The organism is Pantoea sp. F_5 (genome assembly GCF_008631595.1).
GTDB lineage: Bacteria > Pseudomonadota > Gammaproteobacteria > Enterobacterales > Enterobacteriaceae > Pantoea > Pantoea gossypiicola.
Genome location: NZ_VWUO01000002.1, coordinates 53,424 through 74,044 on the forward strand (window position 1 = coordinate 53,424; position 20,621 = coordinate 74,044).

The following is a 20,621-nucleotide window of genomic DNA, read 5'->3' on the forward strand; positions in this document are numbered from 1 at the left end:
TTACATGTCATTAATCAGTATCCACGGTGCCTATCTTTCCTTCAGCGATGCGCCGCTGTTAGACAATACCGAACTGCACATCGAAGAGAATGAACGCGTCTGTCTGGTAGGCCGTAACGGTGCGGGTAAATCCACGCTGATGAAAATCATCAATGGCGAACAGCCCCTGGATGATGGCCGCATTATTTATGAAACCGATCTGGTCGTGGCGCGTCTGCAGCAGGACCCCCCACGCAATATTACCGGTTCGGTCTATGACTTTGTGGCTGAAGGCGTTGAAGAGCAGGCTGAGCATCTGAAAGCCTATCACGCCATTTCCCATCTGGTGATGGACGATCCCAGCGATAAAAACCTCAATGAGATGGCGCGTCTGCAGAGCATTCTCGACCATCAGAATCTGTGGCAGCTGGAAAGCCGTATCCATGATGTGCTCGAGCAGATTGGCCTGAAGCCCGATACCGAGCTCTCATCGCTCTCCGGCGGCTGGCTGCGTAAAGCGGCGCTGGGCCGTGCGCTGGTGAGCAATCCGCGCGTTCTGATGCTGGATGAGCCCACCAACCACCTCGATATTGAAACCATCGACTGGCTGGAAACCTTCCTGAAGAACTTCAGCGGCAGCATCGTCTTTATCTCCCATGACCGTTCGTTTATCCGCAACATGGCGACGCGGATCGTCGACCTTGACCGCGGCAAACTGGTCTCCTGGCCGGGCAACTACGATCAGTATCTGGCGGGTAAAGAGGAAGCGCTGCGCGTCGAAGAGATGCAGAACGCGGAGTTTGACCGCAAGCTGGCGCAGGAAGAGGTGTGGATCCGTCAGGGCATCAAAGCCCGTCGTACCCGCAATGAAGGTCGCGTGCGTGCGCTGAAAGCCCTGCGTCGCGAGCGTTCTGAACGCCGCGAAGTGATGGGCAAGGCTAACATGCAGGTGGGCGAAGCCTCCCGCTCGGGCAAAATTGTCTTTGAACTGGAAAATGTCGATTACGCGGTCGATGGCAAAGTGCTGGTGAAGGATTTCTCTTCCCAGGTACAGCGTGGCGACAAGATTGCTTTGATTGGGCCAAATGGTTGCGGTAAAACCACACTGCTGCGCCTGATGCTGCAACAGCTTAAGGCCGATCATGGCCGCGTGCATTCCGGCACCAAGCTGGAAGTGGCCTATTTTGACCAGCACCGTGCGGAGCTGGATCCGGATCGCACCGTGATGGACAATCTGGCCGAAGGCAAGCAGGAAGTGCTGGTCAACGGCAAACCGCGTCACGTTCTGGGTTATCTGCAGGACTTCCTGTTCCATCCGAAACGGGCTATGACGCCGGTGCGCGCGCTCTCTGGTGGGGAACGTAACCGCCTGCTGCTGGCGCGTCTGTTCCTGCGTCCCAGCAACCTGATGATCCTCGATGAACCGACCAACGACCTCGATGTCGAAACGCTGGAGCTGCTGGAAGAGCTGATTGATGGTTATCAGGGCACTGTCTTACTGGTGAGCCACGATCGTCAGTTCGTCGACAATACGGTCACCGAGTGCTGGATTTTTGAAGGCAACGGCGAAATTGGTACCTTTGTTGGCGGTTATCACGATGCGCAGCAGCAGCGTGCCGCTTACCGGCAGCACAGGTCTGCTTCACCGGCAAAAGCGACAGCGAATACCGCTAAGCCCACCGCCGAAAAGAGTGAAGCGAAGCGTAGCGTGAATAAGCTCAGCTACAATCTGGCGCGTGAGCTGGAACAGCTGCCGCAAAAACTGGAGCAGCTGGAAGCGCGCATCGGTGAACTGCAGGCGAAAATGAGTCACCCGGACTTCTTCAGTCAGGCACACGATCAGACGCAACCAGTGCTGGATAATCTGGCTCAGGCTGAGCAGGAGCTGGAAACCGCTTTTGCGCGCTGGGAAGAGCTTGAGTCACTGAAAAACGGCGCGTAGGGCAGGGCTAACGGATGTGTTCAGCAGTGAAAAGTAACGCGTGGATGCTCTGTCCACAATGCGATTTAATGATTAAGCTGCCGGACATTCCCGTTGGCAGCCGTGCGTCATGCCCGCGCTGCGATACCTCTCTGACGGCTAACTGGCACGAACCCCGCAAACGGCCAACGGGCTATGCGCTGGCGGCACTTTTTATGCTGCTGCTGGCGAATCTGTTTCCTTTTGTCTCCATGAAAGTGGCGGGGCTGACCAGCCAGATTACGCTGTCGCAGATCCCACAAGTGATGGTGACGGAAGATTACAGCAGCCTGGCGACACTGTTTCTGCTGTTTGTGCAGGCGGTTCCGGCCTATTGCATGGTCACCATTATTCTGCTGGTCAATCCGATCCCTCTGCCCGTCCGCCTCAAAACTGGTCTGGCACGTAGCCTGTTTCAGCTGCGTAACTGGGGCATGGCAGAAATCTTTATGGCGGGCGTACTGGTCAGCTTCGTCAAGCTGATGGCCTATGGTGATATCGGACTGGAAACCAGCTTCTGGCCGTGGGTGATGTTCTGCCTGTTACAGTTGCGGGCCTTTCAGTGCGTTGACCGGCGGGGCTTGTGGGACGGTCTTTCCCCGCGACCCGCTACCCCTCATTCACCCGAAGTGGGCATCAGTGGTTTAGAGCAGGGCCTGCGCTCCTGTCCCTGCTGTACCGCCATTCTGCCGGAAGCTGAGCACACCTGCCCACGCTGTGGCGTTACCGCACAGGCGCGGCGTAAGCACAGCCTGCAATGGACGCTGGCGCTGCTGCTCACCTCGGTGCTGCTCTACATTCCGGCTAACCTGATGCCGATTATGGTTACGGAGACGCTGGGCAGTGCCTATCCCTCCAATATCATGGCGGGGGTGATTGTGCTGTGGGCTGATGGCTCCTATCCGGTGGCGCTGGTGATCTTTATCGCCAGCATCATGGTGCCGACGCTGAAAATGCTGGCAATTGGCTGGCTCTGCTGGGATGCCAGCGGACGCGGACGGCGGGACAGCCACAAAATGCATAAGATTTATGAAGTGGTCGAGTTTGTTGGCCGCTGGTCGATGATCGACGTGTTTGTGATTGCCGTGCTCTCTGCGCTGGTGCGTATGGGGCAATTAATGAATGTTTATCCCGCGTGGGGGGCAGTATTGTTTGCGATGGTGGTCATTATTACCATGATCGCTGCCATGACCTTTGACCCGCGATTAACCTGGGATCGTGTACGCGAAAACAATATGAAGGAGTCGCGCCTTGACGGAAACTAACCACGGCCATGCAAAGGTGGAACAGATTAAGCGCTGGTCGCCGGTCTGGATTGTCCCCATCGTTACGCTGTTAATCGGCGGCTGGATTCTCTTTTATCACTTCAGCCATCAGGGGCCGGAAGTCACCTTAATCACCGAAAATGCCGAAGGCATTGTTGCCGGTAAAACCACGATTAAAAGTCGCAGCGTCGATGTCGGCGTGGTGGAGAGCGCGGTATTGAGCGACGATCTTCACCATGTGGAAATCAAAGCGCGTCTGAATGCGGGCATGGAAAAACTGCTCCACAGCGACAGCGTTTTCTGGGTAGTGAAACCGCAGGTGGGGCGTGAAGGCATCAGCGGGCTTGGCACGCTGCTGTCCGGTGCTTATATCGAACTGCAGCCCGGCACCAAAGAACAGCCACCCGAGCAATTTAAACTGCTGGATGCGCCGCCGTTAGCGCCACCGGATGCCAAAGGTATTCGTATCGTGCTGGACAGCAAAAAGGCTGGCCAGCTTAATCCGGGTGATCCGGTGCTGTTCCGTGGCTACCGTGTCGGTACGGTTGAGACCAGCGTTTTTGATACTGACAAACGTATGATGACCTATCAGCTGTTTGTCGCTGCACCCTACGATCGCCTGATTACCACCAACGTACGCTTCTGGAAGGACAGCGGCATCGCCGTGGATATGTCCGCCTCAGGGATGCGGGTGGAAATGGGATCGCTTACCACGCTCTTCAGCGGCGGTGTCAGTTTTGACGTGCCGGATGGCTGGGAGCTGGGCGAGCCAGCGCAGAACAAGTCTGACTACCATCTGTTTGACGATCAGCGCAGCATTCAGGACTCGCTCTACACCAATCATATCGACTACGTGATGTTCTTCTCTGACTCGATTAGGGGTCTGCAGGCGGGTGCGCCGGTTGAGTTCCGTGGCATTCGTCTGGGTACCGTCTCCGAAGCGCCACTGATGAAAGCGGGCCTGGATCAGGCACTGAATAATGATTACCGCGTGCCGGTGCTAATCCGCATCGAGCCGGATCGCTTTATCAGCCGACTGGGTGAAAACTTCGATCTCGAGCAGCATCTGCAGGATGGTAAAAAACGGGGTCTGCGCGCAACGCTGAAAACCGGCAACCTGTTGTCGGGCGCGCTCTATGTCGATCTCGACTTCTATGACAATGCGCCGGCCTACAAAGGCCCGCAGAAAGTCTCAGGCTATGAAGTGATCCCAACCGTCAGCGGCGGACTGAGCCAGATTCAGCAGAAACTGATGGCGGCGCTGGATAAGATTAACAGTCTGCCACTGAACGGTATGGTCAACGAAGCGACCGGCACGCTGAAAGAGAGCCAGAAGACGATGCGTGATCTGCAGCGCACCATCGACAACATCAACAAAGTCACCGCCAGCCCAGCCATGAAAACGCTGCCGGAAGATCTACAGCAGACCTTGCGCGAGCTAAACCGCAGCATGAAGGGCCTGCAGCCAGGTTCGCCTGCCTACAGCAAGCTGGTCGGCGATATGCAGCGGCTGGATCAGGTGTTGCGTGAACTCCAGCCAGTGTTGAGAACGCTTAACACTAAGAGTAATGCGCTGGTATTTGAGGCGAAACCGGGACAGGATCCCCAGCCGAAGAGGGCGAAACAATGAAAAAAGGATTGATACTTTGTGCCGCGCTGGTGTTGAGTGCGTGTAGCAGCAGCGTTGATAATACCTGGTATCAGCTGCCCTCCGGGGCGGCGTCCATGCAGGTCACCAGCAGTCAGCTGAATGAAGCACAGCCGATGTTGTGGGTGCAGCAGGTGACGGTGCCGGACTATCTGGCAGGTAATGGACTGGTTTACCAGACCAGTGATGTCAAATATGTTATCGCCGCGAATAATCTCTGGGCCAGCCCGCTTGATCAGCAGTTGCAGCAGACGCTGATTACTAATCTAAGCAAGGCGCTGCCTGGCCGATTAGTGGCGGGATCTCCGTTAGGCGCGCAGCACGACACGCTGAATGTCACCATTACAGGCTTCCAGGGACGCTACGATGGTAAAGCGATTGTCAGTGGCGAATGGACGCTGGAACATCAGGGCCGTGTGACCAAACAAGCGTTTAACCTCGTGCTGCCGCAGACTGAAGATGGCTACGATGCGATGGTCAGAACGCTGGCGGCGGGCTGGCAGCAGACCGCACAGAAGATTGCTAATAGTGTGGTTGCGTTAAATTAATAAAAATGTGAATAAATAAGCTAAGCCCCTGAACGATTGTCGTGTTTTATCGGCGTCATTCAGGGGCTTTTTTATTAGCTTATTCAGAAAGATAGTGCTGGCGTATGCATCACAAAATGTCCTTAATTTTACCGATTAAGGTCACATTTATGACACTGGTATGAAGATTGAGCATTGATCTTTGGGTGCGCAGGGGGTAGAACATAAGGGTGGTTGAACATTAATTCACCACTTTTCTTTCCACCAGATTCCACAGACCTTACATGAGGGACACGGAGTATGAAGAGACAGAAACGAGACCGCCTCGAACGCGCCCATTCACGTGGTTATCAGGCAGGCATTACTGGACGCTCAAAAGAGATGTGTCCGTATCAGTTGATTGACGCTAAGTCTCACTGGTTGGGAGGTTGGCGACAAGCCATGGAGGACAGGTCGGTAGCAGCATAACCGGATGTCACTGAAAAAGGAAAATAACCTCCGCCTGGCGCGGAGGTTTTTGTTTCTGTGCAGAATGCTCAGAATGCCGCGGTGTCTTTAAACAGACCCACTTTGAGATCGCTGGCGGTGTAGATCAGGTTACCGTCAACCAGCACTTCGCCATCTGCCACGCCCATCACCAGCTTGCGGTTGATCACGCGTTTGAAGTGAATGCGGTAGGTGACTTTCTTCGCGTCCGGCAGGACCTGTCCGGTGAATTTCACTTCACCCACGCCCAGCGCGCGACCTTTACCTTCGCCGCCCAGCCAGCCCAGATAGAAACCGACCAGCTGCCACATGGCATCCAGGCCCAGACAACCCGGCATCACTGGATCACCAATAAAGTGACAGCCGAAGAACCAGAGGTCAGGATTGATATCCAGCTCGGCTTCAACAAAGCCTTTGTCATATTTGCCGCCGTCTTCGGTCATTTTGACCACGCGGTCCATCATCAGCATGTTGCCAGATGGAAGCGGCGGACCATTTTCGCCAAACAGTTCACCACGACCTGACAGAATCAGATCTTCTTTGGTATAGGATTCGCGTTTATCTACCATGTTTTCAATAAGCCTTGTTTTAGTGAATCACGAATATTAGCGAACAGTTGTACGCTGAGCAAATCGGATTAACGGTGGTTGAACCAGTTAAGCCAGCGGAGCGCCCAGGGACGTTGCGGCACGTCCGGCTGGTTAAACAGGCTAATGCGTTCCTGGATGGTATTCAGCAGGCAGTCGCCCTGGCCATCTTCAGTACTCCAGATTTTACCGGTCAGAAGCGGCAGCGCTTCATCAGCACGGTCGATCGCCCAGATATGGAAGCGACCCTGTTCAACTGCTGTCACAACGGCCTGGTTAAGACTGAGATGACGCACGTTGCAGGCAGGAATGATCACACCCTGCTGACCCGTCAGTTCCCGCTGATGACAGATATCAAAGAAGCCTTCGATCTTCTCATTCAGTCCGCCTACCGGTTGTACGTTGCCAAATTGATCGACTGAGCCAGTCACGGCGATTTGCTGATTGATCGGCTGATTCGCCAGTGCGCTGATCAAGGCACAAAGTTCAGCCAGCGAAGCGCTGTCACCGTCCACCTCGGAATAGGATTGCTCAAAGACCATTGAGGCTGAGAAGGGCAGTTGCTGATCGAGCTCCAGCTCGGCAATCAAAAATGCCTGCATAATCATCATGCCTTTAGCATGAATGTTACCGCCCAGCTCCGCTTTGCGCTCAATATCCATGAACTCGCCATCGCCGGGATGTACCACGCAGGTAATACGAGAGGGATCACCCCAGGCTCGGGGATGACCAGGATATTCCACCACCGACAGGCCGTTAATCTGACCGACGACTTCGCCTTCGGTTTCAATCAGAATCTGTCGCAGCAGGATCTCATCACGCATTCGTTCATTGAGATAATTCTCGCGCCACAAGCGCGCTTCAAGCGCATCACGTAATGCTTCGGCATTGAGTACGTCGCCCATCAGGGCCGACTCGCGCATCTGACGTTGAAGCCAGCGCGGGCAGAGTGGCAGCGTATCCTGATCGCCGCTGTAACGGACACCTTCTTTGATCAGCTCTGGCCAGAAGTCCACTTCCGGCACGGGCAGGCCCGCCTGTTGCGCCAGTTCAGCACTCCAGCGACACCAGGCCAGCATGTCATCTTCATCAAGAACCTGAATGTTCTCTTCAAATTCAGTATAGATGGCCATTTCATGCGCTTCAGGGTCGAGCTCCTGAAAATCCGCAAGCGCTTCCCTGTCGCCACACAGGACCAGGTTAAGACTGAGTGGTAATGAAGGAATCGAGACAGGTAGCGGGCGGCGTTCATCCTGAGAAGTCCACTCCACATAGCCTTGTTCAATACACTTTTTCAGGCGCAGCCATAGAATTGGCTGCGTCAGCAGGCTACGCAGTGACAGTACCAGCGTGCCGCCGTTGGCACGGTGGATCAGCCCTGGCTCAAGCTGGATGCGATCTTTATACTGCCGCACGCAGCCAAACAACTGCTCCATCTCAATCCACTCAGCAAAGTGAATACCACCCTGACTGGTGAATGGGCGTTGCGGATCTGATGGGGGCTGAAGCGTGACGTTGTCAGCTATGATATGGTAATCACCGCCGGACAGAGTGGTAGTGTCAGCCATGACCCGCTGCGCAGCCTGAACGATGAATGTCAGATAATCGCGATTTTCCTGGCTTCGAACCAGCAGTAATGGGAATCCCTGCGACTGGTGATGTAAATGCGCCAGCGCATTCAGCAACCGGGGCTGTACCGTTGCCAGAGCATCAGTTTCTTCATCTGCAATTCGGGAGAAAACGGATTGGTATTGCGCGCTATCCGGCTGTAAGGTCTGCCACGTAAGTTGAGTGCTGGTCAAAATAATCGCATTTGTCTGTTTTAATAAAAGCGAGATTATACAGGATTCACCCTTGTTAAGCACTGCAGACTTCCTGTTGAAGATGTGATGATGGCAGCATGTTTTTCGTTGCTGCATCCGGGAAAAAAGCTGTTATTCTTAGCCCGTTACGTGATCACGATGAGATTCCGATGAAATACCAGCAACTCGAAAATCTTGAATGTGGATGGAAGTGGAAATACCTGGTGAAAAAACATCGGGAAGGTGAACTGATCACGCGTCACCTTGAATTAAGCGCGGCACAGGCGGCAGTGGATAAACTGCTGGCGATGGAAAATAATCCGGTGACAGTGAACGAGTGGATTGCAGAACATATCCATGCCGAACTTGATAACCGACTGAAACAGACCATCCGCGCACGGCGGAAACGCCATTTCAACGCCGAACATCAGCATACCCGAAAAAAATCGATAGACCTGGAGTATCTGGTCTGGCAGCGGCTGGCAGGCCTGGCTCAGCGGCGCGGCTGCACGCTTTCAGAAACGATTGTTCAGCTGATAGAAGATGCGGAGCGCAAAGAGAAATATGCTACTCAGATGTCGAGTCTGAAGCAGGATTTGCAGGCGATTCTGGGTAAATCGGGTTCAGAAAGCGAGTAAGCAGGCAGGAGATTTCAGAATGTGTGCGGTCACCGTTAGATTACCGGCATAAAAAAACCCCGCCTTAGCGGGGTTTTTATGACGTGAGAACTTAAGCCTGTGGCTGAGTTACAACGTCTTTGATGCCTTTAACATCGATTTCTACACGACGGTCCGGAGACAGGCAGTCGATCAGGGCGTTACGGCCTTTCACGCTGTCACAGGTGTTGCCGGTAACTGGGTTAGATTTACCCATGCCACGTGCAGAGATCTTGTTAGAAGGGATACCTTTAGATACCAGGTAGTCTACGACTGACTGAGCACGTTTCTCAGACAGTTTCTGGTTATACTGCTCTGAACCGATGCGATCGGTGAAGCCCAGTACGACAACGGAGCCATCTTTAGGATCCATTGAGCTCAGCTGGCTGTACAGCTGATCCAGAGCCTGCTGGCCTTCTGGCTTCAGGGTAGATTTGTTGAAGGTGAACAGAACGTCAGACTTCAGAGTGAAACGCTTGGTTTCAACAACTGGAGCTGGTGCTGGAGCCGGAGCTGGAGCTGGAGCAGCGACGTCATCCTGACCGAAGCGGTATGAAACGCCTACGCTCAGCATGCCATTGTCTGGACGGGTACCAACGGTCTGTGCATCACCGATGTTGTTAACCCACTGGTAATCCAGACGGGTAGCCCAGTTTTTGGTCAGTGCATATTCAACACCAACTGCAGCCAGCGGAGATACGCCGGTGTCGTGGTCGCTGATGCGGCCAGTAGTTGGGTTAGTCTGCGTTGCATCTGCACGCCATACCATGCCGCCCAGACGAGTGTACACGTCCAGATCGTCATAGATTGGGTAGCTCAGTTTAGCAGCCAGCTGAACGCCTTGTGCTTTGAATGCGCCGTTAGTCACAGTGCCTTTGTTAGGCATGCGGCCCAGCCAGTCATAGCCCAGCTCGAAGCCCAGGTATGGGTTTGCCTGATAACCAACGAACGCACCTGCGCCCAGCTGGCTTTCATGAGTTGGACCGTTGTTGTTCTCGTAACCGTTACCGTAGTAACCAGTGTCGTGATACTGAGACCAGCCCAGTTTAGCACCGGTGTACCAGGTGTCATCTTTCGGAGCGGCCTGCGCTACGGTAGCGAAGCCAGCCAGTGCCACTGCAATTGCGATAGCTGTCTTTTTCATTTTGCGCCTCGTTATCATCCAAATAGGCAATGAGCAAAAAGGTTGCTCTTGGTTTAAATCCTTCGCCGGGTCAAAACGCTCGCTTATGACTCTACCGCAAAAAACGGAGGTTATTGAGCACCCTGGCGAGATAAAGTCTACAACGAGATTGGAAACTTACAAGTATGATGTGAGGCGCTTCTGTAAAAAAACAGCGATTTATACACAATTTCTAACAATTAGCCTGGTAGTATTGTCGCGGCAAAAAGCCTTAAAAACCTGCTAAACCATTGTCACAGCTCGAACTAACAGAATCAGTGGTTTAGCGACGACAGATAAGAAAAATAGCTTGGGAAACTTCTGATTTTTACTTAATGAAACAAATCCGACTGAATTTTTATGGCACTTTGCGGTCTGAGAGGCGCTTCCGATGTCCCGCTTGCCCGCAAAATCAAACCCAGCGCTTCACCTTCTGCCGCCGCATTTTCAAGTTGACGGCGCTCATCTTCGTCAAGGTCATAAGGAATCCATGCCAGAACGACACTGTAATTTCCGGTACGTAATGCCTTGACCATCGCTTCCACCGCATTAAGACGTTCAGAATCGGCGATATGCATACTTTTATCCAGCGGTAATCCCGACTCCTGCATCCAGGTGCGATTCAGTTTATGTGCCGGTGTTAACCACAACTGCCAGCGTGATTGCTGACTCAGCTGCTGTAATAATGGCAACAGCAGCATCTGCATCATACCGGGCTGCTCGCTGCAGCGTAACTCGGTAATTCCACCGCCCTGAGAGGCCGGAACGGAAGAGGACGCGTAATGATGAGCATAGCGTGTATTATCAGGATGTTGTGTTCGCATAAGTTAATCACCAGCAGTTGACTGTATGAATATACAGTACTGTCATCCTGGATAAAGATCAACCCAAATTTCTGAAAACGCCTCGCAAAAACGCGACAAGATTAGTTGAAGCGTTATTTATTCATTGAACCGGCTGACACTTTTTTCTATCTTCTAATTGCCTGATACCCAAGGCAATTTAAGAAATATTTCTGACATGGAGGTGGTGCAATGAAAAAGGTGAATCCGGTCGTAGAGCGCTCCAGAGCGCGTCTGGCCCCATTGGGACCCATAGAGTCCCGCACCCAGTTTGGGGGGTATGCTCTGGCTGTCGAAAGTGTGGTTTTTGCCTTAATTAATAAAGATGAACTCTATCTGCGGGCCAGTGAACCGTTGCGCGAATACATTACCGATCGCCCGCTGCAACCCTTGATTTTTCGCAAGAGGGGAAAACTGGTCTGCCTCAATTATTTTCGGGTTGATGAGGCGTTATGGCGCGATTCTGCCCATCTGCTGGCGCTCTCTGCTGCCTCTTTAGAGACCGCCCAGCTGGAGTTGCAGGACAGGCAAGCGTCACCGCGGCTGAAAGATTTGCCTAATCTCAGTGTACGCATGGAGATGATGCTCTTTGAGGCGGGCGTAATGAGCGTCAATCATCTCTATCAGATAGGGGCCAAGCAGTGCTGGCTGAAGCTAAAAGCGATCAACCAGCACGTGGGGTTTCAGACATTACTGGCGCTGCAGGGGGCTATTACGGGCCACCATGCGGCTGCGCTGCCACAGGCAACCCGGGCAGAGCTGAATGCATGGTTCCAGCGCACGCTTTTATCCAACCCGAACCTCAGAAGCAGTGAAAGCTAGTCAGTAATGAGCGTGCGGCGCAGGCGAGCCACATCGGGCATTAATGCCACCAGCAGACCGAGTTGCTGGAGCACCAGCGGCGCACGCGTATCTGCATCTGCAGCCAGCTGGCTGATTCGCTGTGCCAGTTGCTGGCGCATCGCTTCAACATGTTCATCGCTGACCACGTCTGTCTGAAGTACATCCTCGACATAGCAGACCGTATCATCCAGTAAGGCGAGCAGGTCTGGCGCAGTAATTTTATCGCGGTGAGCGCCCAGCGCGGAAATGTAGCTCAGAAATGAGTGATTGGAGCAGAGCAACTGAAAAGCTGAATCACGCAGCTTCTGGCTGGTACGACTTTCACTGCTCATATTTGAGACGACAGACGCCAGTTCAGCATCCGCATTATGCGCATCACGGCGGGCGATACGATAGGCAAGCCGGTTATCTTTACCCTGGTGATATTGCTCCATGATCGCATCCAGATAGCGACAGTTCGCTTTCAGGGTTCGCTCTGCCACCGCGGGCAGTTGACGAAAGCGCCAGTCAGGCCAGATAAAGGCGACAGCCAGCCAGGCCAGACCACATCCGAGTAAGGTATCCACGACACGGGGCAGGGCGACGTCAAACCCATCACCTAACAGGTTGAAGCAAAGCAGCACCAGCAGAGTGATAAACAGCGTAGCCTGCGCATACTGCACCTGCCTGAAAGCGAAGAACAGCACGCCAGTAATCACAATCAGGATTAACTGCCCTTCAATGGAGGGTACCAGCCATAAAACGGGTAAACCAATCGCAATTCCCGCCAGCGTTCCGCCGATGCGCAAGGCTAGACGTCGCTGCGTGGCGTTATAGTTTGGCTGGCAGACAAACAGACTGGTCAGCAAAATCCAGTATCCCCGCTCCAGTCCGGTTATCTGAATGAAGCCGTATCCAATACAGAGTACCACTGACATCCGAACCGCATGCCGGAACAGCGCCGACGCGGGAGAGAGATGACGGCTGAAGCGTAGCCGGATATCACTCCAGCCACTCAACCCTTCACGTGACAACAGATTGTCACTGTGCTGCGGATCTTCACCGGCCAGCGTCTGCTCTGATTCAATGGAGGCAAGCTGTGCGTCAATGGCACGCAGGTTACGCAGCAGCCAGAACAGCGCGCGGGTATGCGGAGCCTCTGGCTCGTGCTGCTCAAGCCGTTCAATCGCTTTCTGCAAGCGTTCAAACGTGCGCTCAAAGCGGCTGTCATGCACCCATCTTTCACGCATCAGGATGCAGTGTGCCAGCTGGCGACAGGCTTGCGCCTGCATATTCAGCAGCCGCTGAAAGCGAAACAGAATTTCGTTATAGCGCCAGTCGCCGCGCAGCAGGTGATATTGCAGATGAGAAGAGCTGGCGCGTTCATGAATATCCTGCGCCACAAAGTAGTAGTGCAGACTGCGACGGGTGCCGCGCGATCCGCGATCGCCGCGCAGACGGCTCTGCAGCGTGGTTTTGGTCAGATTGAGCTGCGCCACTAACTGGCTGTTCACCATCGCTGCATCGATAAACGCCGCATCATCCTGCTCGCCTGCATCGGGATCGAACAGATTCGCCTTGGCATCAAGGTAGCGCGCCAGTTGTGAAAAGCTTCCCGCCAGCTGTTCCTGGACCGGCCTGACCGGGAACATCAGATGACCCAGCAGGGTCAGCAGGTTATACCAGAGCGCGCCGACCAGCAGCAGAATCGGCTGCATGTACCACTGGCTGAACAGCCCGATGCCGAGCATGGTATAGACCGCAATCAGCAGCGCACCAAAAGCGATAGTGGCGTAGCGCTGTCCCAGGGCACCCAGCAGAATAAAGCCCCAGGTCGAAATCGCCAGTCCGACCATAAAGGCGAAGGGCCAGGGAAACAGCAGCTCTACGGAAACCGAGGCGATGCAGAAGCAGAGCAGGGTAATCAGCAGGTTCTTCAGGCGACCGGCCAGGCGATCATCAAGATCGGCCAGCGCAGCCGCGACCACCCCCAGCGTTAAGGGAATCGTCCACTCAATCTGATGCAGCCACCAGGGAATGGCAGCGCAACCACTCAGCGCAAACAGGATCCGCAACAGATAGCGCCACGTACTGTTAAACAGATATTTTCGCCAGCCAGGCACTGCATCGGACATCATATTAATAGCGGCGGGCATTGGCTTCGCGCGCAGCACGCGCTTCTTCCACTGACACCACCCGGCGTCCAACCGGCCAGAGCGCAATAGCGGCGATCTTAAAGTTCGCAATCCCCACCGGAATACCGATGATACTGATGCACTGCACAATGCCGACGGAGATATGCGAAAGGCAGAGCCACCAGCCGAAGAAAATCAGCCAGAAGATATTCAGGAAGGTCCCGCCGGTGTTCATAATATGGCTCTTACTTTCAGGGCGCAGCACATCAACATGTACCGCCTCGTTGCCAAATGGCAGCAGCGAGAGTTTGGTAATTTCCCAGCAGGAGCGGGTCAGCGGAAGGGTAAAAACCAGCACGATGCTGATTAAGGTGGCAAACAGCCAGCTCAGGGTGGTGAAAAAGCCGCCCAGGACAAAATTAAGAATATTTAAAACGGTGCGCATGATCTTCTTTTCCTTTTGCATTCCGCAAGATGTGACGCCAAGTTTAGCCTGTTTTAAGGCTGGAGCGCCAAGGGTCTGACAGGTAAACTCCCCCTAATCCTGTTATCTGACGTTGGTGTCGGCGTGGAACTGAAAGCAACCTCAATGGGCAAACGGCTTGCCCAGCATCCTTATAACCGTGTTCGTCTGCTGACAGCGGGTGTCGAAGTCAGTGGCGATAAGCATGAGTATCTGATCCCCTTTAACCAGTTACTGGATATTGCCTGCAAGCGCGGGCTGGTATGGGGCGAGCTGGAATTTTTGCTGGCCGATGAAAAAGTGGTCCGGCTGCACGGAACGGAATGGCAGGAGACGCAGCGCTTTCACCACTATCTGATGCAGGCCTGGCAGAACTGGAGTCTGGAGATGAGCGCGGTGTGCCGCGAGGTGCTCCAGTCACTGCGCGACGAAATTGAGACGTTTAGCGCGCAGGATCGCTGGCTGAATCGCCACGAGCTGCAGGCGCTGAAAACAAAAATTCTCAAACAGTTCGACGCGTTACCGATGCCGCTCCTCCGCTTAAACGATTTTCCTGACTGCCGTAATAACCTGGCATTTTGCCAGCACTGGCTGGATCAGGGTGAGTCGGCCCTGCGGCAGCGAAACCGCGACTGGACTGCTGCCATGCTAACCCGCTATCAGTCGTTCTTCGCCAGCGTCGAGAGCACGCCACTCAATCAATCGCAGTGTGAGGCCGTGGTTAATGGCGAGGATTCTCTGCTGGTACTGGCCGGTGCGGGCAGCGGTAAAACCTCGGTGCTGGTGGCCCGTGCAGGTTGGTTGATGGAGCGCAGGCTGGCCAGCGCCGATCAAATCCTGCTGCTGGCATTTGGCCGCCAGGCTGCTGAAGAGATGAACGCACGTATTCAGTCCCGGCTCTCTGCGGGTGACATCCAGGCAAAGACTTTCCATTCTCTGGCTCTGCATATTATTCGTGAAGGCAGCAATAAGCAGCCGGTTATCAGCAAGCTGGAGAGCGATGCCGATGCGCGTCGCACACTGCTACTCAGGGAGTGGCGGCAGCAGTGCCATGATAAAAAGGCGATGGCAAATGGCTGGCGTCAGTGGCTCCGTGACGAACTGGAATGGGAGTTACCGGAAGGGCCGTTCTGGGAGGACGACAGGCTGGCAAACCGGCTGGCGTCCCGACTTGAGCGCTGGCTCGGCCTGATGCGCATGCATGGCGGCGCACAGGCGGCCATGATCGCGGATGTGCCGGAAGAGATCCGGGAGCGCTTTAGTAAACGCATCAAACTGATGGCACCCCTGCTGAAAGCGTGGAAAAGCGCGCTGAAAGAAGAGGGCGCGGTCGATTTCTCGGGCCTCATTCACCAGGCCATTGCGATTCTGGAAAAAGGACGGTTTATCAGTCCGTGGAAACACATTCTGGTGGATGAATTCCAGGATACCTCGCCTCAGCGTGCCGCATTGCTCAGCGCACTACGCCAGCAGAATAAGCGCACCGCGCTGTTTGCTGTCGGCGATGACTGGCAGGCTATCTACCGCTTCAGCGGCGCAGAGATGACGCTGACCACCGCATTTCATCACTACTTCGGTGAGGGCGATCGGTGCGTGCTGGACACCACCTATCGCTTTAACGATCGCATCGGTGACATTGCGAACCGGTTTATCCAGCAGAATCCGCAGCAGCTGGCAAAACCGCTGAACAGTGTCACCAAAGGCAATAAAAAGTCGATTTCGCTGCTGGCGGAGGATCAGCTGGAAGCCCTGCTGAATAAACTCAGCGGTTATGCGAAGCCTGAAGAACGCATTCTGCTACTGGCGCGCTATCACTATCTGCGACCGGAGCTGCTCGATAAAGCCAGAACCCGCTGGCCGAAACTTAGTCTGGAATTTATGACAATCCATGCCAGCAAAGGTCAGCAGGCGGATTATGTTATTCTGCTGGGATTGCAGCAGGGCAAAGAGGGTTTCCCGGCGGAGGGACGTGAGTCGATTATCGAACAGGGCCTGTTACCGCAGCCCGAAGCGTTTCCGGATGCCGAAGAACGCCGTCTGGCCTATGTGGCGCTGACGCGCGCGCGCCAGAAGGTCTTTCTGATGTTTGACAAGGCCGCGCCGTCACCGTTTGTCGATCACTTCCGCGAACTGGGCGTTCCCGTGCTGCGTAAAGCCTGAGTTATTTCAGACGATCGGCCAGATAGCGCTGATAGTCGGGGATCATAATCTCAACGTTTTGCGCAAACAGGGGTGACTGAATAATAAAATCCGCTGTGGAGCGGTTCGTGGCGACCGGTATATTCCAGACGGTCGCCAGACGCAGCAGGGCTTTCACATCCGGATCGTGCGGCACGGCGTTGAGCGGATCCCAGAAAAAAATCAGCGCATCAATTTTCCCTTCCGATATCAGCGCGCCTACCTGTTGATCGCCGCCCATCGGGCCGCTCAGCATAGCTGTCACATTCAGACCGGTATGACGATTGATCAGATTTCCGGTGGTGCCGGTCGCATAGAGGATGTGTGGATCAAGTGCGGGCTGGTTTTGTTTAACCCATTCAAGCAGGGCGGCTTTGCAGTGGTCATGGGCGACCAGCGCAATATGTTTTGTGGTGCCAAGGGTACGAAAGGTCTGTTCCATAAAAGCGTCCTGATAAGGCTCATGCGCAAGAAGAGAAAGCACGAGTTTACCTCCGGCCCTTCAACGCTATCAACTTGTACGCAGCATTTTGACCAGCGTCAGAAATTGCTGACGCGTGGCTTCGTCGAAGCGGTGAAACCAGCGATTCAGCGAGGGCAGTTCAGCCTGGGTTGTCCAGTCCAGATCGGCGGTGAGGCGGGAAGAAGAGGGCGCAGCAGAAGCGGAGTTTGCAAACCTTGGTACAGAGGCAATCTGATGGGTGCGATTGTAATTCAGCATCGCTTTTTCCATATCAGCTGTCGCGGTGGCTGGCAGGTGGTCACGCACGCTGGTGATCTCATTGCCTTTCTCATCCACCAGCTGAAAATTCAGACTGCGGTCAAAATGATAGCGCTCACGTTTTGTCTCCAGCGCCGGTAACCGGATGGTGATGGTTTTGGCCACGGCAGTAAAGGTAACGATCATCGGTGCAGACTGATAAGCGATCACACTCTCTTTCTGCCCTTTGCGCTGCTGCTCAACCCGAAACAGAAATTGATGCTGACCGCGATCCAGCTCTAAGCTGTCTGCTCCTTTGAGGAGCGAGCCTGAAATTTTTCGACCATCCAGCACCAGCAGATCGATTTGGGGATCGAGCTTTAATGTGATGGCAGAACAGGATGCCGAAACAAGGAGTGTAAGTAACCCCGTTAAGGCCAGCGACAGCTTCATTTCAACTCCGGTAAGTGGTGACGTAAAAGATGGCGTGTAGCAAATTCTTACATTATGGCAGTTAATTTACATTTAAACATATTTATTCGTGCGCGGGTTCAATTAATTTCGTCAGGGACTTAACGATTAAAGCATCCGCCAAACTACACTCAACACTGACCTGAAAGGAGATAAAGATGAACGACCAGACAATTCGCGATGTGCTGACGCGTACCCAACGTATCGCCTTAGTAGGGGCAAGCGATCGTCCCGACCGTCCCAGTTATGGTGTGATGAAATATCTGCTCGATCAGGGCTATGACGTGATCCCGGTCAGCCCGAAACTGGCCGGTAAAACTCTGCTGGGGCAGCAGGCTTATGGCAGCCTGGCGGATGTACCGGGCGAGATTGATATGGTAGATGTCTTCCGCAATTCAGAAGCCGCATGGGGCGTGGCGCAGGAAGCCATTGCAGCAGGTGCAAAAACATTATGGCTGCAACTGGGTGTGATTAATGAGCAGGCGGCGGTACTGGCACAGGATGCGGGTATGACGGTGATTATGGATCGCTGCCCGAAGATTGAAATTCCGCGCCTGGGGATAACGCGTTAAAAATTAGCGTGGCGGCAGAGCGTGCCGCCACAGATTAATGCCGCAGATGAGGTGCCTGTAATTGCTGACGTACTGACGCCGCCAGCTCATCCATTGAAGGCTGCTCAGGATGCTCAATGCTGGTTTCACCGGAAAGCTGAATTTCGGCAACATAGGTATGAACCTGATCGCCTTCCTCATCTTCCATCACCACATGATACCAGGGCGCAGTGCGCATCCTTTCTTCCGCGCCAACATCTTCAATTTTAGGCTCATCAAGCGAGTATTCAGGATCGACATCAACAATAACGCCCAGAACGCCGGACAAACGATGACGAACCTGCTGACCAATACCAAATTTACTGGCAATCATAGTGACCTCCGAAAAAAAGCTCTCTTTCCGATATGGGGGCAGGCGCTGTTTTTTCAAGTCACATCAGGCGGCAGGCGAAACCTTTCAGATAGAGACCTTCCGGATAGCTGGCGATGACCGGATGATCCGCTGCCTGCCGGAACTGCTCAATAAATTGCACTTCGCGGTCCGCATCCAGCGCCGCATCGGCGATGATCTTCTGGAACAGATCGGTGGCCATCAGACCGGAACAGGAGAACGTCAGCAGCACGCCGCCCGGGTTCAGTAGCTGAATGGCGAGCATATTAATGTCTTTATAGCCGCGGCAGGCACCCATCAACTGGCTTTTGTTTTCGACAAACTTAGGCGGATCCATGATGATCAGATCAAATTTCTCCCCGCTGTCACGATAACGGCGCAGCAGTTTGAATACATCATCACGCTCAAAGCGCGCGCGAGAGAGAGCCAGCTCATTCAGTTCCACGTTCTGACGGGCAACGTCCAGCGCCTCCTGTGAGGTATCCACGCTGATCACTTCTTTACAGCCGCCCATCAGTGCAGAAACCGCGAAGCCGCCAGTATAAGAGAAGCAGTTAAGCACGCGGGCATCCTGCGCGTAACGACGCGTGGCAAGACGGCTGTCACGCTGATCGAGGTAATAGCCGGTTTTGTGGCCGCCCTGAATATCAACCAGCAGCTTCATGCCATGCTCAGTAATCGGCAGCAGCGGTGGGGGCAGTTCACCGGTGACGGTGCCCTGCGTCAGCTCCAGCCCCTCTTTCTTACGCACAGCGACGTCAGAGCGGTCATAGATGGAACAGCCAGGGAAGCACTTTTGCAGGGCAGTGATGATCGCCGCACGCTGATATTCCGCGCCTGCCGAGAGCAGCTGAAGCACTAAAAAGTTGCCAAAGCGATCGATGGTAACGCCCGGTAAACCATCTGATTCACCGGCGATCAGGCGATAGCTATCCAGACCATCGCGGGCCGCCAGCCATTTGCGCCACTGCTGCGCCTGTTCAAAACGGCGCACAAAGAAGGCGATATCGATGGATTCATCGGCCTGCCAGCTCCAGACGCGGGCGCGGATCTGCGACTCGGGTGAATAAGCGGCACGTGCCAGCCATTTACCGTTGCTATCACACACGTCAATGGTTTCACCCAGTTGCGCTTTACCTTCCAGACGTGCAACGGCACCTGAAAAGACCCATGGATGGCGACGGAGCAGGGACTTTTCACGTCCCTTTGCGAGAATCAATCTGACTGTCATAGTTTGCTATGCTTACCTGAAAAAATGAGCCGCCATTGTCCGGTGGATAACGGGAAATTGCAACGAACAGCAGCGGGAGATAAGAATGTCAGAAGCCTGTTTTAAAGCATGGGTTCATGGCCGCGTCCAGGGCGTTGGGTTTCGCTATAGTACACAGGCTGAAGCCAGAACCCTGGGCGTACTGGGTTACGCGCGAAATCTGGATGACGGCAGCGTCGAGGTGCTGGCATGCGGCGAGTCGGATCAGGTTGAAGCGCTGATTGCCTGGCTTAAAGCGGGCGGACCCCGCAGTGCGCGCGTGGATAAGGTGCTGGTGGAGCCGCATCAGCCCGCAGAACCGCCCCGCGATTTTAAAACTGGTTAATTACAGGCATTTCGCCGGTTTAGGCAGACCGGCGATTTTCGTCGCCTGTTTAGCGGGTCCTTCCGGGAAGAGGCGAAACAGGTAGCGGCTGTTACCTTTCTCTTCCCCATACTTCTGTGCCATTGCCTTGACCAGCATTCGCACGGCGGGTGAGGTGTTAAATTCCAGATAAAAGGCGCGCACGAAATGGACCACTTCCCAGTGTGCTTCAGTCATGGTAAGCCCTTCCTGTTCCGCGATGTGCGCCGCCAGCGCCTCACTCCAGTCGTCGATACTCTTCAGATAGCCTTCGGCATCGACGGCGATTTCGTTACCGTTAAAATTCACGTGATGTCCTCTCTGTAAATGACGGCGCAGTTTAGCAAACCTGGCGGGCAGTAAAAGCAAAAACCCCGCCGAAG

Annotated in this window: 21 protein-coding genes; 10 read left to right on the forward strand and 11 right to left on the reverse strand. The window is 54.2% G+C overall.

The window, feature by feature from the left end:
• Positions 1–4 precede the first annotated feature (4 nt).
• The 5 genes from F3I44_RS02690 to rmf all read left to right on the forward strand — a co-directional run bounded on the left by F3I44_RS02690 (position 5) and on the right by rmf (position 5,847).
• Positions 5–1,921: an ABC transporter ATP-binding protein gene (locus F3I44_RS02690; RefSeq protein ID WP_150009861.1), complete on the forward strand. Its 1,917-nt coding sequence runs from the start codon at positions 5–7 to the stop codon at positions 1,919–1,921.
• A gap of 14 nt (positions 1,922–1,935) precedes the next feature.
• Complete coding sequence (gene pqiA, locus F3I44_RS02695; RefSeq protein ID WP_150009859.1) at positions 1,936–3,204, forward strand: membrane integrity-associated transporter subunit PqiA; 1,269 nt, start codon at positions 1,936–1,938, stop codon at positions 3,202–3,204.
• Complete coding sequence (pqiB, locus tag F3I44_RS02700) at positions 3,191–4,834, forward strand: intermembrane transport protein PqiB (RefSeq protein WP_150009857.1); 1,644 nt, start codon at positions 3,191–3,193, stop codon at positions 4,832–4,834. The genes pqiA and pqiB overlap by 14 nt, the downstream gene beginning before the upstream one ends.
• Positions 4,831–5,400: a membrane integrity-associated transporter subunit PqiC gene (pqiC, locus tag F3I44_RS02705; protein ID WP_150009855.1), complete on the forward strand. Its 570-nt coding sequence runs from the start codon at positions 4,831–4,833 to the stop codon at positions 5,398–5,400. The genes pqiB and pqiC overlap by 4 nt, the downstream gene beginning before the upstream one ends.
• A 279-nt stretch (positions 5,401–5,679) precedes the next feature.
• Positions 5,680–5,847, forward strand: coding sequence for a ribosome modulation factor (rmf, locus tag F3I44_RS02710; protein ID WP_008925875.1), 168 nt, complete (start codon positions 5,680–5,682; stop codon positions 5,845–5,847).
• Between the two features lie 68 nt (positions 5,848–5,915).
• Here rmf and fabA read toward each other — a convergent pair whose 3' ends face one another.
• Entirely contained in the window at positions 5,916–6,434 is a 519-nt protein-coding gene (fabA, locus tag F3I44_RS02715) for a bifunctional 3-hydroxydecanoyl-ACP dehydratase/trans-2-decenoyl-ACP isomerase (RefSeq protein WP_009091047.1), read from the reverse strand.
• Between the two features lie 68 nt (positions 6,435–6,502).
• A complete protein-coding gene (locus tag F3I44_RS02720) occupies positions 6,503–8,371 on the reverse strand; it encodes a Lon protease family protein (protein WP_150009853.1) in 1,869 nt (622 codons plus the stop codon).
• 53 nt (positions 8,372–8,424) lie between these two features.
• Between F3I44_RS02720 and matP the strand changes: the two genes are divergently transcribed.
• Entirely contained in the window at positions 8,425–8,892 is a 468-nt protein-coding gene (gene matP / locus F3I44_RS02725; protein ID WP_150009851.1) for a macrodomain Ter protein MatP, read from the forward strand.
• A 91-nt stretch (positions 8,893–8,983) separates the two neighbouring features.
• On the opposite strand, the gene ompA is transcribed toward matP, so the two are convergent.
• Both ompA and sulA read right to left on the reverse strand, forming a co-directional pair.
• On the reverse strand, positions 8,984–10,054 hold the full coding sequence (gene ompA, locus F3I44_RS02730) for a porin OmpA (protein ID WP_013357354.1): 1,071 nt from the start codon (positions 10,052–10,054) through the stop codon (positions 8,984–8,986).
• A gap of 350 nt (positions 10,055–10,404) precedes the next feature.
• Positions 10,405–10,896, reverse strand: coding sequence for an SOS-induced cell division inhibitor SulA (gene sulA, locus F3I44_RS02735; protein ID WP_150009849.1), 492 nt, complete (start codon positions 10,894–10,896; stop codon positions 10,405–10,407).
• 210 nt (positions 10,897–11,106) lie between these two features.
• Between sulA and F3I44_RS02740 the strand changes: the two genes are divergently transcribed.
• Positions 11,107–11,736, forward strand: coding sequence for a TfoX/Sxy family DNA transformation protein (locus F3I44_RS02740; RefSeq protein WP_150009847.1), 630 nt, complete (start codon positions 11,107–11,109; stop codon positions 11,734–11,736).
• Here F3I44_RS02740 and yccS read toward each other — a convergent pair.
• Together yccS and F3I44_RS02750 are read right to left on the reverse strand one after the other, a co-directional pair.
• Entirely contained in the window at positions 11,733–13,892 is a 2,160-nt protein-coding gene (gene yccS, locus F3I44_RS02745) for a YccS family putative transporter (RefSeq protein ID WP_150019309.1), read from the reverse strand. The two genes, F3I44_RS02740 and yccS, sit on opposite strands and share 4 nt — an antisense overlap.
• Positions 13,876–14,316: a YccF domain-containing protein gene (locus tag F3I44_RS02750; RefSeq protein WP_013357358.1), complete on the reverse strand. Its 441-nt coding sequence runs from the start codon at positions 14,314–14,316 to the stop codon at positions 13,876–13,878. The genes yccS and F3I44_RS02750 overlap by 17 nt, the downstream gene beginning before the upstream one ends.
• A gap of 123 nt (positions 14,317–14,439) precedes the next feature.
• Here F3I44_RS02750 and helD point away from each other — a divergent pair, with 123 nt between their 5' ends.
• Positions 14,440–16,494: a DNA helicase IV gene (gene helD / locus F3I44_RS02755; RefSeq protein ID WP_150009845.1), complete on the forward strand. Its 2,055-nt coding sequence runs from the start codon at positions 14,440–14,442 to the stop codon at positions 16,492–16,494.
• Position 16,495: 1 nt separating this feature from the next.
• On the opposite strand, the gene mgsA is transcribed toward helD, so the two are convergent.
• Positions 16,496–16,954, reverse strand: coding sequence for a methylglyoxal synthase (gene mgsA / locus F3I44_RS02760; protein WP_150009843.1), 459 nt, complete (start codon positions 16,952–16,954; stop codon positions 16,496–16,498).
• 69 nt (positions 16,955–17,023) lie between these two features.
• On the reverse strand, positions 17,024–17,665 hold the full coding sequence (locus F3I44_RS02765) for a DUF2057 family protein (RefSeq protein WP_150009841.1): 642 nt from the start codon (positions 17,663–17,665) through the stop codon (positions 17,024–17,026).
• A gap of 176 nt (positions 17,666–17,841) precedes the next feature.
• Here F3I44_RS02765 and F3I44_RS02770 point away from each other — a divergent pair, with 176 nt between their 5' ends.
• Positions 17,842–18,255 carry a CoA-binding protein gene (locus tag F3I44_RS02770; protein WP_150009839.1) on the forward strand — a complete coding sequence of 138 codons (414 nt, stop codon included), beginning with the start codon at positions 17,842–17,844 and terminating at the stop codon, positions 18,253–18,255.
• A gap of 34 nt (positions 18,256–18,289) precedes the next feature.
• Here the strand turns inward: F3I44_RS02770 and hspQ are convergent, their stop codons facing one another.
• Positions 18,290–18,607 (reverse strand): heat shock protein HspQ, encoded by a 318-nt coding sequence (gene hspQ, locus F3I44_RS02775; RefSeq protein ID WP_150009837.1) that lies wholly within the window; start codon positions 18,605–18,607, stop codon positions 18,290–18,292.
• A 58-nt stretch (positions 18,608–18,665) separates the two neighbouring features.
• Positions 18,666–19,856, reverse strand: a complete 1,191-nt coding sequence (gene rlmI, locus F3I44_RS02780; RefSeq protein ID WP_150009835.1) for a 23S rRNA (cytosine(1962)-C(5))-methyltransferase RlmI — start codon at positions 19,854–19,856, stop codon at positions 18,666–18,668.
• An 85-nt stretch (positions 19,857–19,941) separates the two neighbouring features.
• On the opposite strand from rlmI, the gene yccX reads away from it, so the two are divergent.
• Positions 19,942–20,220: an acylphosphatase gene (yccX, locus tag F3I44_RS02785; RefSeq protein WP_150019290.1), complete on the forward strand. Its 279-nt coding sequence runs from the start codon at positions 19,942–19,944 to the stop codon at positions 20,218–20,220.
• Here yccX and tusE read toward each other — a convergent pair whose 3' ends face one another.
• On the reverse strand, positions 20,221–20,547 hold the full coding sequence (tusE, locus tag F3I44_RS02790; protein WP_033732189.1) for a sulfurtransferase TusE: 327 nt from the start codon (positions 20,545–20,547) through the stop codon (positions 20,221–20,223). It abuts the gene before it with no gap.
• Positions 20,548–20,621: the final 74 nt, after the last annotated feature.

Bases quoted from the DNA above. Each gene is read 5' to 3' on its own strand.
- F3I44_RS02690 (WP_150009861.1), top strand. From the start codon at position 5: ATGTCATTAATCAGTATCCACGGTGCCTATCTTTCCTTCAGCGATGCG.
- pqiA (WP_150009859.1), top strand. From the start codon at position 1,936: ATGTGTTCAGCAGTGAAAAGTAACGCGTGGATGCTCTGTCCACAATGC.
- pqiC (WP_150009855.1), top strand. From the start codon at position 4,831: ATGAAAAAAGGATTGATACTTTGTGCCGCGCTGGTGTTGAGTGCGTGT.
- rmf (WP_008925875.1), top strand. From the start codon at position 5,680: ATGAAGAGACAGAAACGAGACCGCCTCGAACGCGCCCATTCACGTGGT.
- fabA (WP_009091047.1), bottom strand. From the start codon at position 6,434: ATGGTAGATAAACGCGAATCCTATACCAAAGAAGATCTGATTCTGTCA.
- F3I44_RS02720 (WP_150009853.1), bottom strand. From the start codon at position 8,371: ATGCAGCAACGAAAAACATGCTGCCATCATCACATCTTCAACAGGAAG.
- matP (WP_150009851.1), top strand. From the start codon at position 8,425: ATGAAATACCAGCAACTCGAAAATCTTGAATGTGGATGGAAGTGGAAA.
- ompA (WP_013357354.1), bottom strand. From the start codon at position 10,054: ATGAAAAAGACAGCTATCGCAATTGCAGTGGCACTGGCTGGCTTCGCT.
- sulA (WP_150009849.1), bottom strand. From the start codon at position 10,896: ATGCGAACACAACATCCTGATAATACACGCTATGCTCATCATTACGCG.
- F3I44_RS02740 (WP_150009847.1), top strand. From the start codon at position 11,107: ATGAAAAAGGTGAATCCGGTCGTAGAGCGCTCCAGAGCGCGTCTGGCC.
- yccS (WP_150019309.1), bottom strand. From the start codon at position 13,892: ATGCCCGCCGCTATTAATATGATGTCCGATGCAGTGCCTGGCTGGCGA.
- F3I44_RS02750 (WP_013357358.1), bottom strand. From the start codon at position 14,316: ATGCGCACCGTTTTAAATATTCTTAATTTTGTCCTGGGCGGCTTTTTC.
- mgsA (WP_150009843.1), bottom strand. From the start codon at position 16,954: ATGGAACAGACCTTTCGTACCCTTGGCACCACAAAACATATTGCGCTG.
- F3I44_RS02765 (WP_150009841.1), bottom strand. From the start codon at position 17,665: ATGAAGCTGTCGCTGGCCTTAACGGGGTTACTTACACTCCTTGTTTCG.
- F3I44_RS02770 (WP_150009839.1), top strand. From the start codon at position 17,842: ATGAACGACCAGACAATTCGCGATGTGCTGACGCGTACCCAACGTATC.
- hspQ (WP_150009837.1), bottom strand. From the start codon at position 18,607: ATGATTGCCAGTAAATTTGGTATTGGTCAGCAGGTTCGTCATCGTTTG.
- rlmI (WP_150009835.1), bottom strand. From the start codon at position 19,856: ATGACAGTCAGATTGATTCTCGCAAAGGGACGTGAAAAGTCCCTGCTC.
- yccX (WP_150019290.1), top strand. From the start codon at position 19,942: ATGTCAGAAGCCTGTTTTAAAGCATGGGTTCATGGCCGCGTCCAGGGC.